Genomic DNA, 15,972 nt, shown 5'->3' on the forward strand with positions numbered 1-15,972 from the left:
CTGCCACAATAAAAAAATGAAAGAGATCTGATTCCAAGAGGTTAGAAGTTCTTTCATATAAAAAATCAGATCTAAACAGAAAAGGACCATCATGCAGATCAGTGATTTGATTATTTTATGTATTCTTCTAGGTTGTATGACAACCTATGTACCGGTTTTTTTATGCCTGTTTTTTACGGCAACCATAGGTTTTGTTGTTTTTCTGGATATGCCCCTGGCTCTTTTAGCACAAACGCTTTTCAGAAGTCTTGATAATTTCTCATTGGTGGTTGTGCTGTTTTTTATTCTTTGCGGTAACATCATGAGTAAGGGAAAGACCGTTGAAAAATTGATCAATCTGGCCAATGCACTGGTCAGCTGGTTGCCGGGAGGACTGGGAATGGCGGGTGTTATTGGCTGTGGTCTGTTTGGTGCCATTTCGGGCTCTACAGTTGCCACGGTGGTGGCACTGGGTGGGTTCATGATTCCGGCCCTTATCAGAAACGGCTATGATGAGGATTATACACTGGGGCTTATGACTACCTCACCGAATTTAGGGGTTATTATTCCTCCGAGTATCAGTATGATCTTTTATTCAATGATCAGTAACGTATCCTTAGAGGGACTCTTTATTACAGGATTTGTTCCCGGTGTTCTCATCATTGGCTGTGTATGTCTTTATACCTGGCTAAAGTATAGAAATAGAACAGATATCAACAGATTGCCCGCTCCGGATTTTATGCAGCTTTTTTCTATTTTTAAGGAAGGCTTCTGGGCATTCATGCTGATTGTCATTATTTTCGGCGGCATTTTTTCCGGTATGTTCACTGCCAATGAAGCTGCTGTCGTTGCCAGTGTATATGCATTTTTTGTTGAACTGTTTATTTACAAGTCTATAGATTTTAAAGATGTAAAAGAGATAACAGTCAGCTCTGCTGTAACAAGTGCAACTTTGTTGTTGATTGTTGCATCTGCAACCTGTTTTGGAAGATATCTGACGTTTGAGAATATTCCCAACAGGGTTGCGGAAGTTGTGGTGGCAAGCATTCAGTCGCCATTTGTCTTTTTGATGGCCATGAACATCTTGTTGCTTGTGATCGGCATGTTTATGGATATTATTTCCGCCACGTTGATCTTGGGTCCGGTCTTTCTTCCCCTGCTTGGGCCGTTTAATGTGGATCCCATGCATTTCGGGCTTATTATGACCGTAAACCTTGCCATTGGATACTGTACGCCGCCTATGGGGGTGAGTTTGTTTATTACGGGTTCGCTGGCGAAAAGGGATATTATTTATGTTTCAAGGGCGGTAATGCCTTTTCTGGCTATCCAGATTGGGGTTCTTTTCTTTCTAACGTATTTTCCTGAAGTTGTTCTTTTTCTGCCCAGGTTCTTTGGATATTTATAAAAACAGCTAAAACGTCAGGTACTTTACCTGACAAATAAAAAAGCCGGTATTCATTAAGAAGTTTTCTTATGAATACCGGCTTTTGCTTGTTCTGTAATATTTATGTTGATGTATGATGTCCCTGACCTTGGATTTAGTGAACCCTTTCCTTAAACTGAATTAAATCCTGGGCCTATTTTTTATCCGGGGTTATATCCCTTTATCGATGATGTTTTTGTCGTGTAAGAGTCTTTCCTGAATGCCCCTTGAGACTTCCCAGTTTTTTTCAAAATCATTCCAGAAATCTTTGTTATCATCTTTCCAGCCTTTCCCAAAACGCTGGTTAAAATGATTCCCAAGCTTTTCAAACAAAAGTTTCCACACTGGTTTGCCCTGGTTTTTTTCTCCCAAAAGTTCATTGAGCAATGAATCAAGCTCGCTTAAATGTTCTTTTGAAAGATAGGAAATAGCTCCTTTTTTAATTGACTGCATCAAGGATTCCGGATTCAGAGAGTTGGCCGTTAACATAACAGCCGGAATATCTCTTTTTACGCATTCTTCCAACAGTTTGATTCCGTTAACGCCCATAATGTCAAGAATGGCAAGATCATATTGTGTCTGGTGAATTTTTTCAGAAGCGGTTTCGTAGTCCTGTGCAATGTCCACTTTTGCTTCATCCAGAATTTCCTGTATGGTTTCAATTACATCCCATTCATCGTCAACAGCCAATATATGTTTGTCTTTGAGAAAAGAACCGGTTTGTGTCATTTTTTTTCTCCTTGTTAGAAAATATATAAGTCAAAAAATATATAAGTTAAAAGATATATAAAGGGATAAATGATATTTAGCTTAAAATAAAGTTGTCAGTATCCTTGATTTGAATATTAGATACTAGTTTTTTAAATTTTTTATTAATACAAATAAGGTAATAAAAGCATCATGAAAAGTCAAGCTATTACAGGCGCTAAGATAAAAAATCCTTTCGGCAGAATGCGGTTTGGGGATGATCTGAATAGGTTACCTCCATTGAGTGATCCTGCATCATTTCTACAGTGAGTAATTCATTCAAGATCAGTTCCTTTTCCTGATTGGTTGTGACTGGAAAACCATAAGGTATATTTTTATGTTTCAAGAGTTTGTCCGATGCTATCCGTTCATCAACAAAAACAAGGTGTTTTTTTAATCTGTTTTCCATATGTTGGTTGGACAGATCTATAATATTTTCTTTGATCCGGGGTATGGATTCGTTAAAATCATTATCAATTTCAAATCCGATTGTATTTCTGGCTGAAGCCATGGATGCGGCCATGGTGGTTCCTGTGCCGACAAAAGGATCAAGTACATTATCCCCTTTAACAGAATACATATTGATCAGCCGGTAGGCCAGTTCAAATGGAAAGGCAGCACTTTTGTCTCTGGAAGCTTTGTCAATAAGTCCTTGACGAGTTCCTTTGATATCAAACCAGATGTCTGAGAAAAAAGTATTTCTTTCTTCCCAGAATATTGCGCTTTGTCTTCTGTTGAGTTTTTCAGGATTGCTCTTAAATTCGCGTTTTCCGCCTTTTCTGACAATCAGGATATATTCGTGTTCCAAGGTGACATAAGCGCCTGCCGGCAACATACCTGATCCCATGAATTTATTGGGCGCGTTGGTCTGTTTTCTCCATATTATTTCAGGCAGAATTGAGAACCCAAGCTTGACAAGATATTGAAGAATCCTTGAATGGTTTGAGTAAACTGCAAAATTTGAGTTGATTGTTCGTGTGGCATCTGCGATATTGATACAGGCAAATCCGCCGGTTTTTAAGACCCTGAAAATTTCATCCCATACCGAATCAAGTATTTTGTGCATAAGTTCAAATGCTTTGTGGCCGTCTTTTTTATTAAGGGCTTTTGCAATTGCATTATTCTGAGAAGAAAAGATATCATCCCACATCTCAATCATGGGATAGGGAGGCGATGTAACAATAAGGTCAATAGTTTTTGATGGTATCAAGTCAAGATTGCTTGAATCCTGAAAAAAAATTGTATGGGTTGTTTTCATAAGTGTTATTCTCAGTAATAAAATTTGGGTCAAACCATAACAAGTTTATGATTTTTTGTATAGCCTCTTCAGATTCAGTGTTTAATAACCCTCAAGACTGATTTGTCCAAAATCCAATTGCCCAAAATTTGTCTGCCGAAAAGTTGTCCGGTTGATACTTGTAGTAAAGGCACTTAGGCGCAATATCATAAATAAATAGCCCGCAAGAAAATTCTGTAACTGCTGTCTGAAATTTGGAAATAGTGGGCTGTGACCAAACCGTTTATAGATAAACTGAGCCTATGGAACATTTTAATTTGATATTGCGCCTTAAATATTTAAATGTATGGATTAATTGTGTCTGTCTTTTAACCATTCCAAATATAGTTTGAAAAATAATTTTAGTTTTTTTAAAGTTCAGTCTTAGGTTGAACGATATCATAGATATCTGGACAGGTATTGTTAGTATTAATTCAATTTGATTGTGTCCGGCTTATATTCTTGAGCTTTTTTTTGTACTGCAGGTTTATTTTCTTGGCAAGAACCATTTAATGGGTGACCTGTATGCTATAACTGCCACGGGCAGACTTGGTCTTTCACCTTGGTTTGCTCACAACAAAGATTGAAAGTCACTGTTTGGATTTTTGAAGACTTTCATATAAACATAACTTAAGTTCGAAAATTGAGGTATCAAATTAAAGAGTCTCAAACAAATGAAGTTTGGAAGGGAAATATAAAAACATGAAAACATCAATTATTTCAGGACATTCGTTGGATTATAAACTGAATCAATTTTCAGCTTCTGTTAAAAGTGATCGCAGTATTCAGGCAAGCAAAAAATCCATGGAATTGAACATGATATCCAGTCAATTCAGTATCAGCGTCAAATCCCAAGCCTTTGAAAATTTTAACAAACAGGGCATCTTGCTGAAGGAAAATTTTTCTTTAGAATCCATGGATTTGAAACTTGACGCTCCTGGTTCTGATTTAAATCAAATTTCAGATCCTCAGTCGCTTTTTGGCGAAAATGATTATTGGGGAGTCAAAAAGACATCTGAACGTATCTCCGATTTCGTTCTTCAGGGGGCGGGTGATGATCTTGAGCGTTTGAAATCAGGAAGAGAAGGTGTTTTGCGGGGATTTCAGGAAGCTGAAAAAGCATGGGGCGGCAAATTACCGGATATTTCATATGGAACCATGGAGAAGAGTCTTGAGGCCATTGATGAAAAAATTCGAGAGCTTGGAGGATCTGTGATAGATCTTTCTACTTAGAAATTTTTATCTGTACAAAATAGCCTTAGGATAAAAAGATTGACGATGTAAGGGTGAAATTATATGGTGAGGAGGTGTTGATTCATAGTAAGGCTTTGAAAGGTAAAGCTTGAAAAAAAGGAAGATTGAGAAAGTTGAAAAAAAAGATTAAAGCTGGTGTTGTACAGTTTGATATAAAAAACGGGCAAATTGAAACCAATTTGAATAAAGCTTTTGAATATTTGGAGAAGCTGGTATCTCAAGGTGTCTCTCTTGCAGTCCTGCCGGAAATGTTTCCCTGTTCTTTTGACAATGAAAATTTAAGTCTGCATTCAGAAAAAACAGATAAGGTAGTTGAAAAACTTTCTTTTTTTGCCGGAGAAAATAAGATCGCCATAGTAGGAACGCTTCCTGAAAAGAAAGCAAATAAAATTTACAATACCATGGTGTTCATTGATGTGGATGGAAAAGTAAACGGGGTATATAGAAAACTGCACCTTTTTCGGTTGACCGGTGAACATCTGTATTATACTGCCGGAGATAAAATTGTTACAATCGATTCAAGTTTTGGAAAAATAGGACTGATGACTTGTTATGATTTGAGGTTTCCGGAGCTTGCCAGATCACTGTTTTTGCAGGGCGCTCAAATGATTGTTGTTTCGGCGCAGTGGCCGGAATCCAGAAAATGTCATTGGAAAACCCTGGTCACGGCAAGGTCGGTTGAAAATCAATTGTTCATGGTCTGTTCAAACCGGACAGGCAGTGATGATTTATTGCATTTTCCAGGGATGTCCATGATTGTGGATCCCATGGGTAATGTCATTGCAGATGCCGGATGTGATGAAACAAGTGTTTTTGCGAAGATTGATTATGGCCTTGTGAAAACGGCCAGAGCGTTAATTCCCTGCATGACGGACAGGAGACCTGATGTCTATGGATAAAATTTCCACTTTTTCTGAGATTAAAATATTATCCAGGCAATATAAGAATGCTTACAAGACCATTGTATTTACCAATGGATGTTTCGATATCCTTCATGCCGGCCATGTAAAATACTTAACCCATGCGGCAGAATTTGGAGATGTATTGATTTTAGGGCTCAATTCCGACAATTCTGTGAAACGTATCAAAGGAGAAAAACGTCCTGTTTTGTCTCAGGATCATAGATCTTATGTTATTGCATCCCTTGCTTGCATTGATCATGTAGTATTGTTTGATGAACCTGATCCTGAAAAATTGATTGAAGCCATCTGTCCTGATGTACTTGTTAAAGGGGCGGATTGGTCCGAAGATCAGATCATTGGAGCAGATTTTGTAAAACGCAATGGGGGGCGCGTAGAAAGGGTCATTTTGGAACCTGATATTTCCACAACAAAGATTATAGAACGAATCGGCACTCTTTATTATGGAAGATAATGATATCAACGTCTATGAATTTGAGCTTTTTAAAGCCTGTCCTAATATCGTTCACGGCATATTTACCAGGATGAACAAAATTCTTGTAGCTCCCTTTGATTCTTTGAAAATTGGTATTGATTCTAAAATTGGGCGAAAACCCCTTGTTCTTTTAAATCAGGTTCATGGGGATACGATCAAGGTGTTAAAAAAATATGACACTGAATTAACTGAAAATTTTGATTTGAGAAAAGAGACCAGCACAGCTGACGGTGTCATTACCAATATAAAGGACGTGGCGCTTGTGATACGGGTGGCTGATTGTCAGTCGGTCATGATGTATGATCCGGTGAAAAAAGTTATTGCAAACATTCATTCCGGCTGGCGTGGAAGCGTTAAAAATATTATTGGAAATTGCCTGGACAAAATGATTTTAGAGTTTGGCTGTCAGCCTGAAGATATTATTGCAGGTATTTCTCCATCCCTTGGCCCATGTTGTTCTGAATTTATTAATTATAAGGATGAAATCCCAAAAAGATTATGGAAGTATAAAATTGAAGATAAAAATTATTTTAATTTTTGGGAAATGAGTTCGGATCAGCTTATGGATAAAGGGGTTAAAAAAGAACATATTGAAAATATGGAAATTTGTACAAAATGTCATACAGATCTGTTTTATTCTTTTCGGGGTGAAAAGACTGCCGGTAGATTTGCTTGTGTGATATCAATGTGTTGATATGTGCTGGGCTTTTTTATATGAAAGTCTTCAAAAATTCAAACAGCAACTTTTGATTTTTGTTGTGGCGGTTTGATCTGCCATGGTCGTTATATGGGAAATTGAAACGAAAAAAAGTAAATGGAAAAAAGTAAATGGAAAAAAGTAATACCGTATTTTTGACACAGAAAGTAAAAGCATCCGGTTGAGCTGCCAAACTTGATCCAGGGACGCTGGATCGAATTGTTCAAGGACTTGAAATAAAATCGCATCCAAACCTGATTGTCGGACTTGATTCGCCGGATGATGCGGGTGTATATAAGCTGGATTCACAGACAGCCCTTATCCAGACTCTTGATTTTTTAACACCGGTTACTGATTCACCTTATGAATTTGGTCAGATTGCTGCTGCTAATTCTTTGAGTGATGTCTATGCCATGGGGGGCAGACCCATAACAGTTATGAATATCGTCTGTTTTCCCAGCTGTGATCTTGCTGAGGATATTCTGGCCAAAACCTTAAAGGGTGGCATGGATAAGATTAATGAGTCTGGTGCCGTTCTTGTCGGCGGTCATTCAGTGGAGGATGATGAGTTTAAGTACGGGCTTTCCGTTACCGGTATTGTTCACCCAGATAAGGTATTGACCAATGCTGCAGCTGCCACAGGGGATGCTGTTGTTTTAACAAAACCTGTGGGAACCGGAATCATGTCAACGGCCATAAAGGCAAAGCTTGCCACAAAAGAGAATATAAATGAATCCGTGTCGGTCATGTCCCTGTTAAACAAAGCTGCAGCCATGGTAATGACACAATTTAAGGTCAATGCCTGTACAGATGTTACAGGATTCGGACTGGCAGGGCATTTGCTGGAAATGGCAAAAGGATCAAAAAAAGAGATTACTCTCCATACCTCAAAGGTGCCTTTTTTAAACAGTGTGCTTGATTTTGCAAATATGGGAATGGTGCCGGCGGGGGCTCATAAAAACCGGAAGTTTTTTGAAGCATCGACTCATATTGATCCGGCTGTTGACAGGGCCGTGGTTGACCTGATGTTTGACCCACAAACATCAGGTGGTCTGTTGATCAGCCTGAACAAAGACATTGCCGGGGCCTGCGTTGAGAAAATGAAAATCAATGGTCAAAACGCCTGGATAGTTGGTGAAATTACCCGTGACAGCAATGCTGGATTTTTGAGAATGATTTAATGCGTTTTCACATTGACTTGAGATTCAGCATATGTTATTTGCTCTCAAGATAAATTGATCTTTGAAGGCTAAAAGAGAGGATTTGGAAGGTATAAGATGAAAAAGGAAACCGGCAAAACCGTCAGAGAACTTGGATATTTTGCCAGCCTTGGATTGTCCGTGGCAATTTCAATTTTTATCGGTCTTTTCATTGGAATCTGGCTGGATAAGAAATTTGATACAGACCCTGTCCTGATGTTTATCGGGCTTGCATTTGGTATTGCGGCCGGATTCAGCAATATTATCAGAGCAGGTAAAAAGGGAAGAAAGTTTTAATGCAGGATCTTCATAAGATAGTTAATTTTGTTACAACTTCCAACTGGCTTTTATTGCTGTTCGGAGGAATGATCGGCCTGATGATGACCCCGGTAAAATTTGCTTTGGGAATCATTCTTGGTGGATTGATTGTGGCAATTAATTTTCATCTTTTGAAAAACACGCTTAAAAACATGTTTCACCCCGAAGTCGTATCAGAGCAAGGACGTTCGATTGTGAGCAATGTCCTGGTAAAATACTATATCCGATTTGCGATAAGCGGGACAGTGATTTTCCTGCTTATATCAAACCATATTGTGCATCCGCTGGGTCTTTTGGCGGGTCTGTCTGTGGTTGTGGCAAGCATGTTTATGGCTACGGTGCTTGAGTTAACAAGATTATTATTCAAGGAGGCGGTATAAGGTGGAACATCCGTATTTGATTCTTACGTCATTTTTTGGAATGATAGGTTTGGAAGAGTGGGCAGCAGCATATCCACATGTTACATATATGTGGCTGTGTATGATTGTTTTAATATTTTTCGGCTGGCTTGCAGGAAAGAGTATTACAATGGTGCCCAAAGCTGCACAGAATGTATTTGAAGTTCTGATCTCGGGGCTTGAAGAGTTTATGGTTACGGTTACAGGGGATGAGGGAAGAAAATCTTATCCACTTGTATTGACAATATTTTTGTTTGTTCTGCTGGGAAATCTCATGGGATTGGTTCCTGCATTTTTTCCCCCAACGGCAAATATCAATACAACCCTGGGTTTAGCTATTATTGCGGTTTTATGGAGTCATGTAATTGGTGTTCAGCAGCATGGTTTCAAGTATATTAAACATTTTTTAGGGCCTGTTCCTGCAATGATTCCCTTGTTTTTACCCATTGAACTTATAGGTCATTCCGCAAGAGTTCTGTCTCTTACTTTCCGTCTTTTTGGAAACATGGCAGGTCATGAGCTGGTTGTCGGTATTCTTCTGGGACTTGGGGGAATGTTCCTTGCACCTTTGCCGGTCATGGCTTTGGGAGCATTTGTTGCTCTGGTACAGGCGTTTGTATTCTTTTTGTTGTCAACCATGTATATTGCGGGTGCAATAGAAGAAGCACATTAATAAGGCGTTTTACGGGAACTGGGAAGAAGCCCGTTATTTTATATTATTTATTAAATTATATTAAGGAGTAAAACATGGAATTTCTAGTTGGTAGTGTATGGGCAGCAGGTCTTGCAATTGGTATTGCCGCTTTTGGTTGCGGTATTGGTCAGGGCCTGGGTTTGAGTGGTGCTATGAGTGGTATTTCAAGAAATCCTGAAGCAGCCGGTAAAATTCAGGTTAACATGCTGATCGGTCTTGCAATGATTGAATCTCTTTGTATCTATGCACTTGTTGTTGCCTTGATCCTTATGTATGCTCATCCTGCTCTTAAGGGTGCTATTGCTGCTTTGGGCGGACATTAAGCCATACTGCATAAATTAAACAGAGTATCGTTTTAAAATTAAAAAGGGTATAAGATATTTTTATCTTATACCCTTTTTCCATTTTATCCTGTTTTAACGATTTTTCTTGCCTGGGTCTGTCATTATTGCTATATTTTCAGGCGATGTTAGAACTTAGGACTATCTGATATGAAATCAGATGAAAATTTAATGTTTTCGTGCAATTTAGAAGGTGGTATATGAATGATCAATCCATTGAATTTGGGAAGATAAAAGACGATTCAACTTTACCTGAAATCGTTCGTAAATCATTTCGTGTCCCTGTTAAAGACAGTCAGAATGTCTGGGTTAAAATTCATAATAAAAAATATCCTGTACTGGATATTTGCCTGGATAGTATCGGCATTGTCCTTGAAGATAAATCAGCGTTTACCATTGACCAGATTTTAAAAAGTTGTGAACTTAATATCTTTGATTTAAAAATTAAAGATTTGAACGGTCGGATTGTTCATTTTTCTTTGAGTCCTTCTAAACATTGGCACTGTGGTATTAAGTGGATGGATATTAAACAAAAAATTGCTGATCAAATTTCAAAGATAGTTGCAAAAATGAAAGAACAAGTGTTAAAAGATGATACTATTTTGTTTGATTAAGAAAAAAATATTTCATGCTTTAGAGAAATGATATTATGGACAATATCCTTGTTGATTTTTATATGAAAGAATTTTCAATTGCTGAAATTAAATAACTTTCATTATTTGTTGTGGCAGATTGATCTGCCATTGCCGCGTTATAGGGAACTTAAGAAGGAGGATTAGTGGCTATTATCGTCTGTCCTAAATGTGCAAAAAAACACAAAGTCAATTTAGATAGTCTTAAAGAAAATGCGCCTTTAGGAAAAAAAATTGCTGCAAGATGTAAAGCCTGCGGTCATAAATTTCCTGTGCAACTTGACCAGATCATTAACAAAGAAAAATTTCAAGAATCAAAAACTAATGCCAGAAAAATTTGTGTTACCTTGAGTAAAGGAGGTGTCGGTAAAACCACGACTTCAGTCAACTTGAGTGCAGGATTGGCCCTTGCCGGATATAAAGTCCTGCTTGTTGATACAGATACTCAGGGTCAGTCCTCCTATATCCTTGGAAAAAAAACAAGAGCAGGTTTAACGGAATTGCTGACAAAAGAGCTTGCGCCTGAAGAGTGTATTGTCAGGGCCAGAAAAAATCTTTGGCTCCTTTCCGGAGGAAAATCACTGGCAGGTGTTAAAAGAATTATTGATCGCAAAAGTTTCGGTGCTGAATGGACATTATCTGAAGCTATGAAAGAATTGGATCAACGATATGATTTTATCATTATTGATACGGCTCCAGGATGGGATCAGCTAATAGTCAATGTCCTTTTTTATGCCACAGAACTTCTCGTGCCGGTCGCATTGGAAGTAATGCCACTTCAGGGGTTGTCGGAATTTATGAAAAGTTTGGGATCAATTCAAAAATATAGAAAGGAAATTGTCCTGAAATATATTGTTCCAACTTTTATGGATACCCGGATAAAGGGACCTGAAACAATCTATTCACAGCTTAAAAAATTATATTCGGAATATATGTGTACTCCCATAAGATACTGTGAAAGCCTTTCCGAGGCACCATCTTATGGAAAATCAATTTTTGAGTTTGCTCCCGGTTGTACTGCATCCGCTGACTACAAGGAATTGGTAAGAACAGTGACAAAGGATGAGTCCGCACTTCTGTAGTCTTTTTGTCCAGAATCACCGTCTGCTGAAACCTATGCAGAGTTTGCCGGGATTTTTTTATTCCCATTGCATTGCCCTCCACAAGTTATTTCAAATCGAAAATTTCCTATAATCTATGATAAAAAATAGGGTGCTGCCGTCTTTGCATTCCGGCAGCACCCTGATTTGTTTTTTTTTATAGATTACAGATTTCCTGGCTGTTAATCACTTTAATATTTTGTTCGGCCAGGATTTTTAATGCTTTGTCATGATCATCAAACCGGAAAATCATGATGGCATTTTTGCATTGCGGATTTGCAAATGCATACATATATTCCACATTAACCTCATTTTCAGAAAGTGGATCTAAAATATTATTCAATCCACCGGGCTCATCTCTCACTTCAACCGCTATAACCTTTGTTATGCCCACGGTAAACCCTTCTTTTTTCAATGCAGTTTTTGCGCCTTCATTGTTATTTACAATTAAGCGCAATACACCGAAATCAGTTGTATCTGCAAGGGATAAAGCCCTGATATTAACATTGGCATCCCTTAAGATTGCAGTAACTTCTGCAAGTCTGCCTTCCTTGTTTTCAATAAATACGGAAATTTGTTCAGCACACATTGTGTTTACCCCTTAAAGTAATTTAAATTTTTCGATTATCAATGACACGTACTGCTTTTCCTTCGCTTCTTTCAATAGTCTTTGGCTCAACAAGCATAACTTTTGCCGAAACTCCCAGATACTCTTTGATATCATTGGAGATTTTTTGTTCCATGGTCTGAAGAGTCTTTATTTCATCACTGAAAAGTTCTTCATCAATTTCAACTTTTACGGTAAGGCTGTCAAGATTTCCTTTTCTGTCAACCAACAGCTGATAATGGGGAAGAATTTGTTTTGTCTCCATTAAAACACTTTCAATCTGGGACGGAAAGACGTTAACGCCTCTAATAATAAGCATGTCATCGGTACGGCCCGAGGGTTTGTTCATCCTTATATGGGTTCTTCCGCAGATGCAGGGTTCAGGATTTAAAGAAGTAATGTCTTTGGTCCGATACCGGATTACAGGAAAAGCTTCTTTGGTGATGGATGTGAACACCAGTTCCCCGGTTTCACCATATGGAAGAACTTCTTGTGTTTCCGGATCAATAATTTCAACAATAAAGTGATCTTCAAAAATATGCAGGCCCTTTTGTTCTTCGTAACATTCAATTGCGACGCCGGGGCCGATGACTTCACTTAGTCCGTAAATATCCATGGCTTTCAGGTGAAGTTTTGATTCAAGTTCTTCTCTCATATTTTCAGACCATGGTTCTGCACCGAAAATTCCGGATTTAAAATAAAGGTTTTTGAAATCAACGCCCATTTCATCGGCAACCTCTGCAAGATGAAGAACATAAGAAGGGGTACCGGTGAGTATGGTCGGTTTGAAATCCTGCATAATGGTAATCTGACGTTTGGTATTGCCGCCTGAAACCGGTATGATGGACGCACCAAGTTTTTCCGCACCATAATGAACCCCCAAGCCACCTGTAAACAGCCCATATCCAAAGGCATTGTGGATAATATCACCACTTGTTCCGCCAGCAGCAGCAAAGCATCTTGCCATAAGCCTGGCCCAAGTATCAATATCCCTTTTTGTATAACCCACAACTGTAGGTTTTCCTGTAGTGCCTGAAGATGCATGGATACGAACAATGTTTTCCATGGGTACGGCAAACATATCATAGGGATAGTTGTCCCTTAAATCCAGTTTGGTTGTAAAGGGCAGCCGTTTGAGATCATCAAGGCTCTTGATATCCGAGGGCTTAATCCCGGCTTTGTCAAATGTTTTTTTGTAAAAAGGAACAGTGACGTAAATCCGTTCAATGGTTGTTTGGAGTCTTTTTAGCTGAATCGCTTCAATGCCTTCCCTTGGCATTGTTTCGGAATCAATATTATAAATGGGCATTTTTTATTCCTTATAAAAGAGGAGAACTTTTAATAAAGTTCTCCTTTGAACACGGGTTTTCTTTTTTCAAGAAAGGCACTTGTCCCTTCTTTTGCATCTTCGCTGGCCATGTTGAGGCCAAACACATCATTTTCAATTTTACATCCGGTTTCAAGGTCTGTATTCAGGCCGCTTTGAATGACTTCTTTTGCAGACCTTAAGGCTACTTTTCCCCTTGCGGCAATGAGATTTGCGGTTTTCAAGACCTCTTCCATGAGTTTATCGGGTTCGCAGATTTTGTTGACCATACCGTATTCCATAGCCTCTTGTGCCTTGATGGGTTTCCCGATAAAGATCAGTTCTTTTGCACGGTTTATACCAACAACTCTTGCCAGTCTCTGTGTTCCGCCAAAGCCTGGAATCAATCCCAGGGTGATTTCAGGCAACCCGAAAAGCGCTTTTTCCGATGCATAGATAAAATCACAGGCAAGAGCTGCTTCAGAACCGCCTCCCAGGGCAAATCCATTTACTGCTGCAATGACCGGAATGGGAAGGTCTTCAATTTTGGAAAAAATTTTCTGTCCTCTGCGTGAAAAAAATTTTCCTTGTAGGGGACTCATTTGAGAGAGTTCTGCAATGTCTGCTCCTGCGACAAATGATTTGTCTCCTGCACCGGTCAGGACAAGAACCCTGATATCCTTGTTTTCCCTTATCTGGTCAAGGGCAATGTCCAATTCATCAAACAGGGCATTATTCAGTGCATTTAAAGCTTTGGGTCTGTTAAAAAATATGGTTGCAACAGGGTCGGCAACCTCAAGAATAATGTTTTCAAAAGACATGATGTTCTCCTTATAATATGGGTTATAATTGTTTGGGGTTTGTTGCATCTATATATTTTGTAACCCCATCAGCGATGGCGTTACAAATTGATGTTTGGTATGAATCACTCATGAGCCTTTTGCATTCTGTTTTGTTGCTCAGAAAGGATGCTTCCACCAGGATGGATGGCATTCGGGCACCTAATAAGACATAAAAGGGGGCCTGTTTAACGCCTAAATCCGTAATGCCTGAATATCTTTTTTTCATTCCGTTTACAAAAGAATTATGCACCACATTGGCAAGCCGTGTGGATTCCTCAATTTTGGCATGCTTCATTAAATCACTTAAAATATATTCCAGATCCGAGATATTTTTTTCAGATGTTGCATTTTCCCTGGCTGCCACTGCAATGGCCTGCTCATCAGTGGCAAGGTTTAAGATATAAGTTTCAATACCCTTGGCGCGCCTGTTTTTTGCTGCATTGCAATGAAGCGAGATAAACAGATCCGCTTTTTTTGTGTTGGCAATGGCGGTTCTTTCCTCAAGGGTCAGTTTCTTGTCGGTTGACCGTGTCAGCAGCACAGTGCAGTTTAAGCGTTCCCTTAAAATGCCGGCTAATTTTTTGGCCAGTTTTAAAACAATATCTTTTTCCCAGACATTTTTAAAATATCCCGGAGCTCCCGGATCTGCGCCGCCATGACCCGGATCAATAACTATTTTGTTTACCCCCAATGCCAGCTGCCGTGCGATATCGGAGGATTTTAAATTGTCTGTTGTGATCCTGGAAAATTTTTCAGGTTTTTCAGGTTTGCCCAGACTTGCGATGCGCTGACCCGACGGAGGAACAGTTCCACCATTAGAACCCTTTCCCCAGACATCAATAACAATCCTGAACGGATCTTTTAAAGAGAAAATTTTATAATTTTCAAATGATTTGATATCAATCACAACTCTGACTGTATGGGGCAGATACTGCCCGGCCCTGGCCTGTTTTAACAGATTGTCATTGATAGGGGTATATTCGGCAACCCCGTTGCCAAGTTTTGATTGCTCAATATCAATATATAGTCGCTGAAAAGGCTTATCAATGCCCGGATCTTTTTTTAAAAGCCTGTGGGAATAATCGCTTTCTTTATCAGCATTGACGACAATCCTGGTATATTCAGGGTTGGACCAGAACCGCAGATCTGCAATAGTTGTGTCTCTTGAAAAAATTTCTTTTACCGGCACAGGTTTTATGGCAGACGGTTTTTGATAGTGGGGCTTATTAAGGCTTGATTTTTTTTCAATGGCTTGTTTTTGAGCCTGATTAAATTTTTTGATAAGGCTGTCGTTTTTGGTCAGATTTTTTTTTGATTTAAGGTGTCTGATTTCTTTTGTATAGAGCTTCGGGTTGGCATCTATCGACTTGAGAAGTGATTTAGCCCTTTTGCCATAAGCGCTTTCAGGGTATTTGTTATTGATTCGTGCAAGAAGGTCTTCGGCCTGGCTTTTGTGGCTTTTTTTGCCGGATAATTTGGAGAGGGTTAAATAAAGCTGGGCTGCCTTGTACATTCCTGCGGGTGCCCAGGAACTTCTCGGATGAAGTTTATATATGCTTTCATACCGGCTGATACAGTTGAGCCATTCTGATTCAAGCCTCTTTTTGACAGGAGAATTTCGAAGCTTTTTATAGCAGGAGTCTGCTATAAGATACTTTCCTTTGGCAGTATCGGCTGGTCCGTTTGCCGGGAAAATAAAAACACCTGAAAAGAGCATCATAAAAAAAGAGATTGACCGTATTAATGGTTTAAACCTGCGCATAT

At 39.0% G+C, this 15,972-nt stretch carries 18 protein-coding genes; 12 read left to right on the forward strand and 6 right to left on the reverse strand.

Annotated features, from left to right (window positions below; all coding sequences use genetic code 11):
• Window positions 1–91 precede the first annotated feature (91 nt).
• Window positions 92–1,384, forward strand: a complete 1,293-nt coding sequence (locus TOL2_RS09775; protein WP_014957327.1) for a TRAP transporter large permease — start codon at window positions 92–94, stop codon at window positions 1,382–1,384.
• Window positions 1,385–1,573: 189 nt separating this feature from the next.
• Here the strand turns inward: TOL2_RS09775 and TOL2_RS09780 are convergent, their stop codons facing one another.
• Window positions 1,574–2,131, reverse strand: coding sequence for a response regulator (locus TOL2_RS09780; RefSeq protein WP_014957328.1), 558 nt, complete (start codon window positions 2,129–2,131; stop codon window positions 1,574–1,576).
• Window positions 2,132–2,327: 196 nt separating this feature from the next.
• The gene (locus tag TOL2_RS09785; RefSeq protein WP_014957329.1) at window positions 2,328–3,407 is read right to left on the reverse strand and encodes a DNA-methyltransferase; all 1,080 of its coding nucleotides are present in this window, start codon (window positions 3,405–3,407) and stop codon (window positions 2,328–2,330) included.
• A gap of 720 nt (window positions 3,408–4,127) precedes the next feature.
• On the opposite strand from TOL2_RS09785, the gene TOL2_RS09790 reads away from it, so the two are divergent.
• The 11 genes from TOL2_RS09790 to TOL2_RS09840 all read left to right on the forward strand — a co-directional run bounded on the left by TOL2_RS09790 (window position 4,128) and on the right by TOL2_RS09840 (window position 11,435).
• The gene (locus TOL2_RS09790) at window positions 4,128–4,658 is read left to right on the forward strand and encodes a hypothetical protein (RefSeq protein WP_014957330.1); all 531 of its coding nucleotides are present in this window, start codon (window positions 4,128–4,130) and stop codon (window positions 4,656–4,658) included.
• A gap of 134 nt (window positions 4,659–4,792) precedes the next feature.
• Entirely contained in the window at window positions 4,793–5,578 is a 786-nt protein-coding gene (locus TOL2_RS09795) for a carbon-nitrogen family hydrolase (RefSeq protein WP_014957331.1), read from the forward strand.
• Window positions 5,565–6,053 carry a D-glycero-beta-D-manno-heptose 1-phosphate adenylyltransferase gene (gene rfaE2, locus TOL2_RS09800; protein ID WP_148278091.1) on the forward strand — a complete coding sequence of 163 codons (489 nt, stop codon included), beginning with the start codon at window positions 5,565–5,567 and terminating at the stop codon, window positions 6,051–6,053. The genes TOL2_RS09795 and rfaE2 overlap by 14 nt, the downstream gene beginning before the upstream one ends.
• Window positions 6,043–6,768 (forward strand): peptidoglycan editing factor PgeF, encoded by a 726-nt coding sequence (gene pgeF, locus TOL2_RS09805; RefSeq protein WP_014957333.1) that lies wholly within the window; start codon window positions 6,043–6,045, stop codon window positions 6,766–6,768. The genes rfaE2 and pgeF overlap by 11 nt, the downstream gene beginning before the upstream one ends.
• 134 nt (window positions 6,769–6,902) lie before the next feature.
• A complete protein-coding gene (gene selD, locus TOL2_RS09810; protein ID WP_014957334.1) occupies window positions 6,903–7,952 on the forward strand; it encodes a selenide, water dikinase SelD in 1,050 nt (349 codons plus the stop codon).
• A gap of 96 nt (window positions 7,953–8,048) precedes the next feature.
• Window positions 8,049–8,267, forward strand: coding sequence for an AtpZ/AtpI family protein (locus tag TOL2_RS09815; RefSeq protein WP_014957335.1), 219 nt, complete (start codon window positions 8,049–8,051; stop codon window positions 8,265–8,267).
• Window positions 8,267–8,668, forward strand: a complete 402-nt coding sequence (locus tag TOL2_RS09820; RefSeq protein ID WP_014957336.1) for an ATP synthase subunit I — start codon at window positions 8,267–8,269, stop codon at window positions 8,666–8,668. Before TOL2_RS09815 ends, TOL2_RS09820 begins: the two co-directional genes overlap by 1 nt.
• A 1-nt stretch (window position 8,669) precedes the next feature.
• Entirely contained in the window at window positions 8,670–9,359 is a 690-nt protein-coding gene (gene atpB, locus TOL2_RS09825) for a F0F1 ATP synthase subunit A (protein WP_014957337.1), read from the forward strand.
• Window positions 9,360–9,433: 74 nt separating this feature from the next.
• Window positions 9,434–9,703, forward strand: a complete 270-nt coding sequence (gene atpE, locus TOL2_RS09830; RefSeq protein ID WP_014957338.1) for an ATP synthase F0 subunit C — start codon at window positions 9,434–9,436, stop codon at window positions 9,701–9,703.
• Window positions 9,704–9,921: 218 nt separating this feature from the next.
• Window positions 9,922–10,335 carry a hypothetical protein gene (locus tag TOL2_RS09835; protein WP_041279398.1) on the forward strand — a complete coding sequence of 138 codons (414 nt, stop codon included), beginning with the start codon at window positions 9,922–9,924 and terminating at the stop codon, window positions 10,333–10,335.
• A 164-nt stretch (window positions 10,336–10,499) separates the two neighbouring features.
• Window positions 10,500–11,435, forward strand: a complete 936-nt coding sequence (locus tag TOL2_RS09840; RefSeq protein WP_014957340.1) for an AAA family ATPase — start codon at window positions 10,500–10,502, stop codon at window positions 11,433–11,435.
• A gap of 175 nt (window positions 11,436–11,610) precedes the next feature.
• On the opposite strand, the gene TOL2_RS09845 is transcribed toward TOL2_RS09840, so the two are convergent.
• The 4 genes from TOL2_RS09845 to TOL2_RS09860 are packed head-to-tail and all read right to left on the reverse strand — an operon-like array spanning window position 11,611 to window position 15,970.
• A complete protein-coding gene (locus TOL2_RS09845) occupies window positions 11,611–12,042 on the reverse strand; it encodes an ACT domain-containing protein (protein ID WP_014957341.1) in 432 nt (143 codons plus the stop codon).
• Between the two features lie 22 nt (window positions 12,043–12,064).
• Window positions 12,065–13,369, reverse strand: a complete 1,305-nt coding sequence (locus TOL2_RS09850) for a phenylacetate--CoA ligase family protein (RefSeq protein WP_014957342.1) — start codon at window positions 13,367–13,369, stop codon at window positions 12,065–12,067.
• A 29-nt stretch (window positions 13,370–13,398) separates the two neighbouring features.
• Window positions 13,399–14,187, reverse strand: a complete 789-nt coding sequence (locus TOL2_RS09855; RefSeq protein ID WP_014957343.1) for an enoyl-CoA hydratase-related protein — start codon at window positions 14,185–14,187, stop codon at window positions 13,399–13,401.
• Window positions 14,188–14,209: 22 nt separating this feature from the next.
• Window positions 14,210–15,970 (reverse strand): N-acetylmuramoyl-L-alanine amidase, encoded by a 1,761-nt coding sequence (locus TOL2_RS09860; protein WP_014957344.1) that lies wholly within the window; start codon window positions 15,968–15,970, stop codon window positions 14,210–14,212.
• Window positions 15,971–15,972 lie beyond the last annotated feature (2 nt).

This window comes from Desulfobacula toluolica Tol2 (assembly GCF_000307105.1).
GTDB lineage: Bacteria > Desulfobacterota > Desulfobacteria > Desulfobacterales > Desulfobacteraceae > Desulfobacula > Desulfobacula toluolica.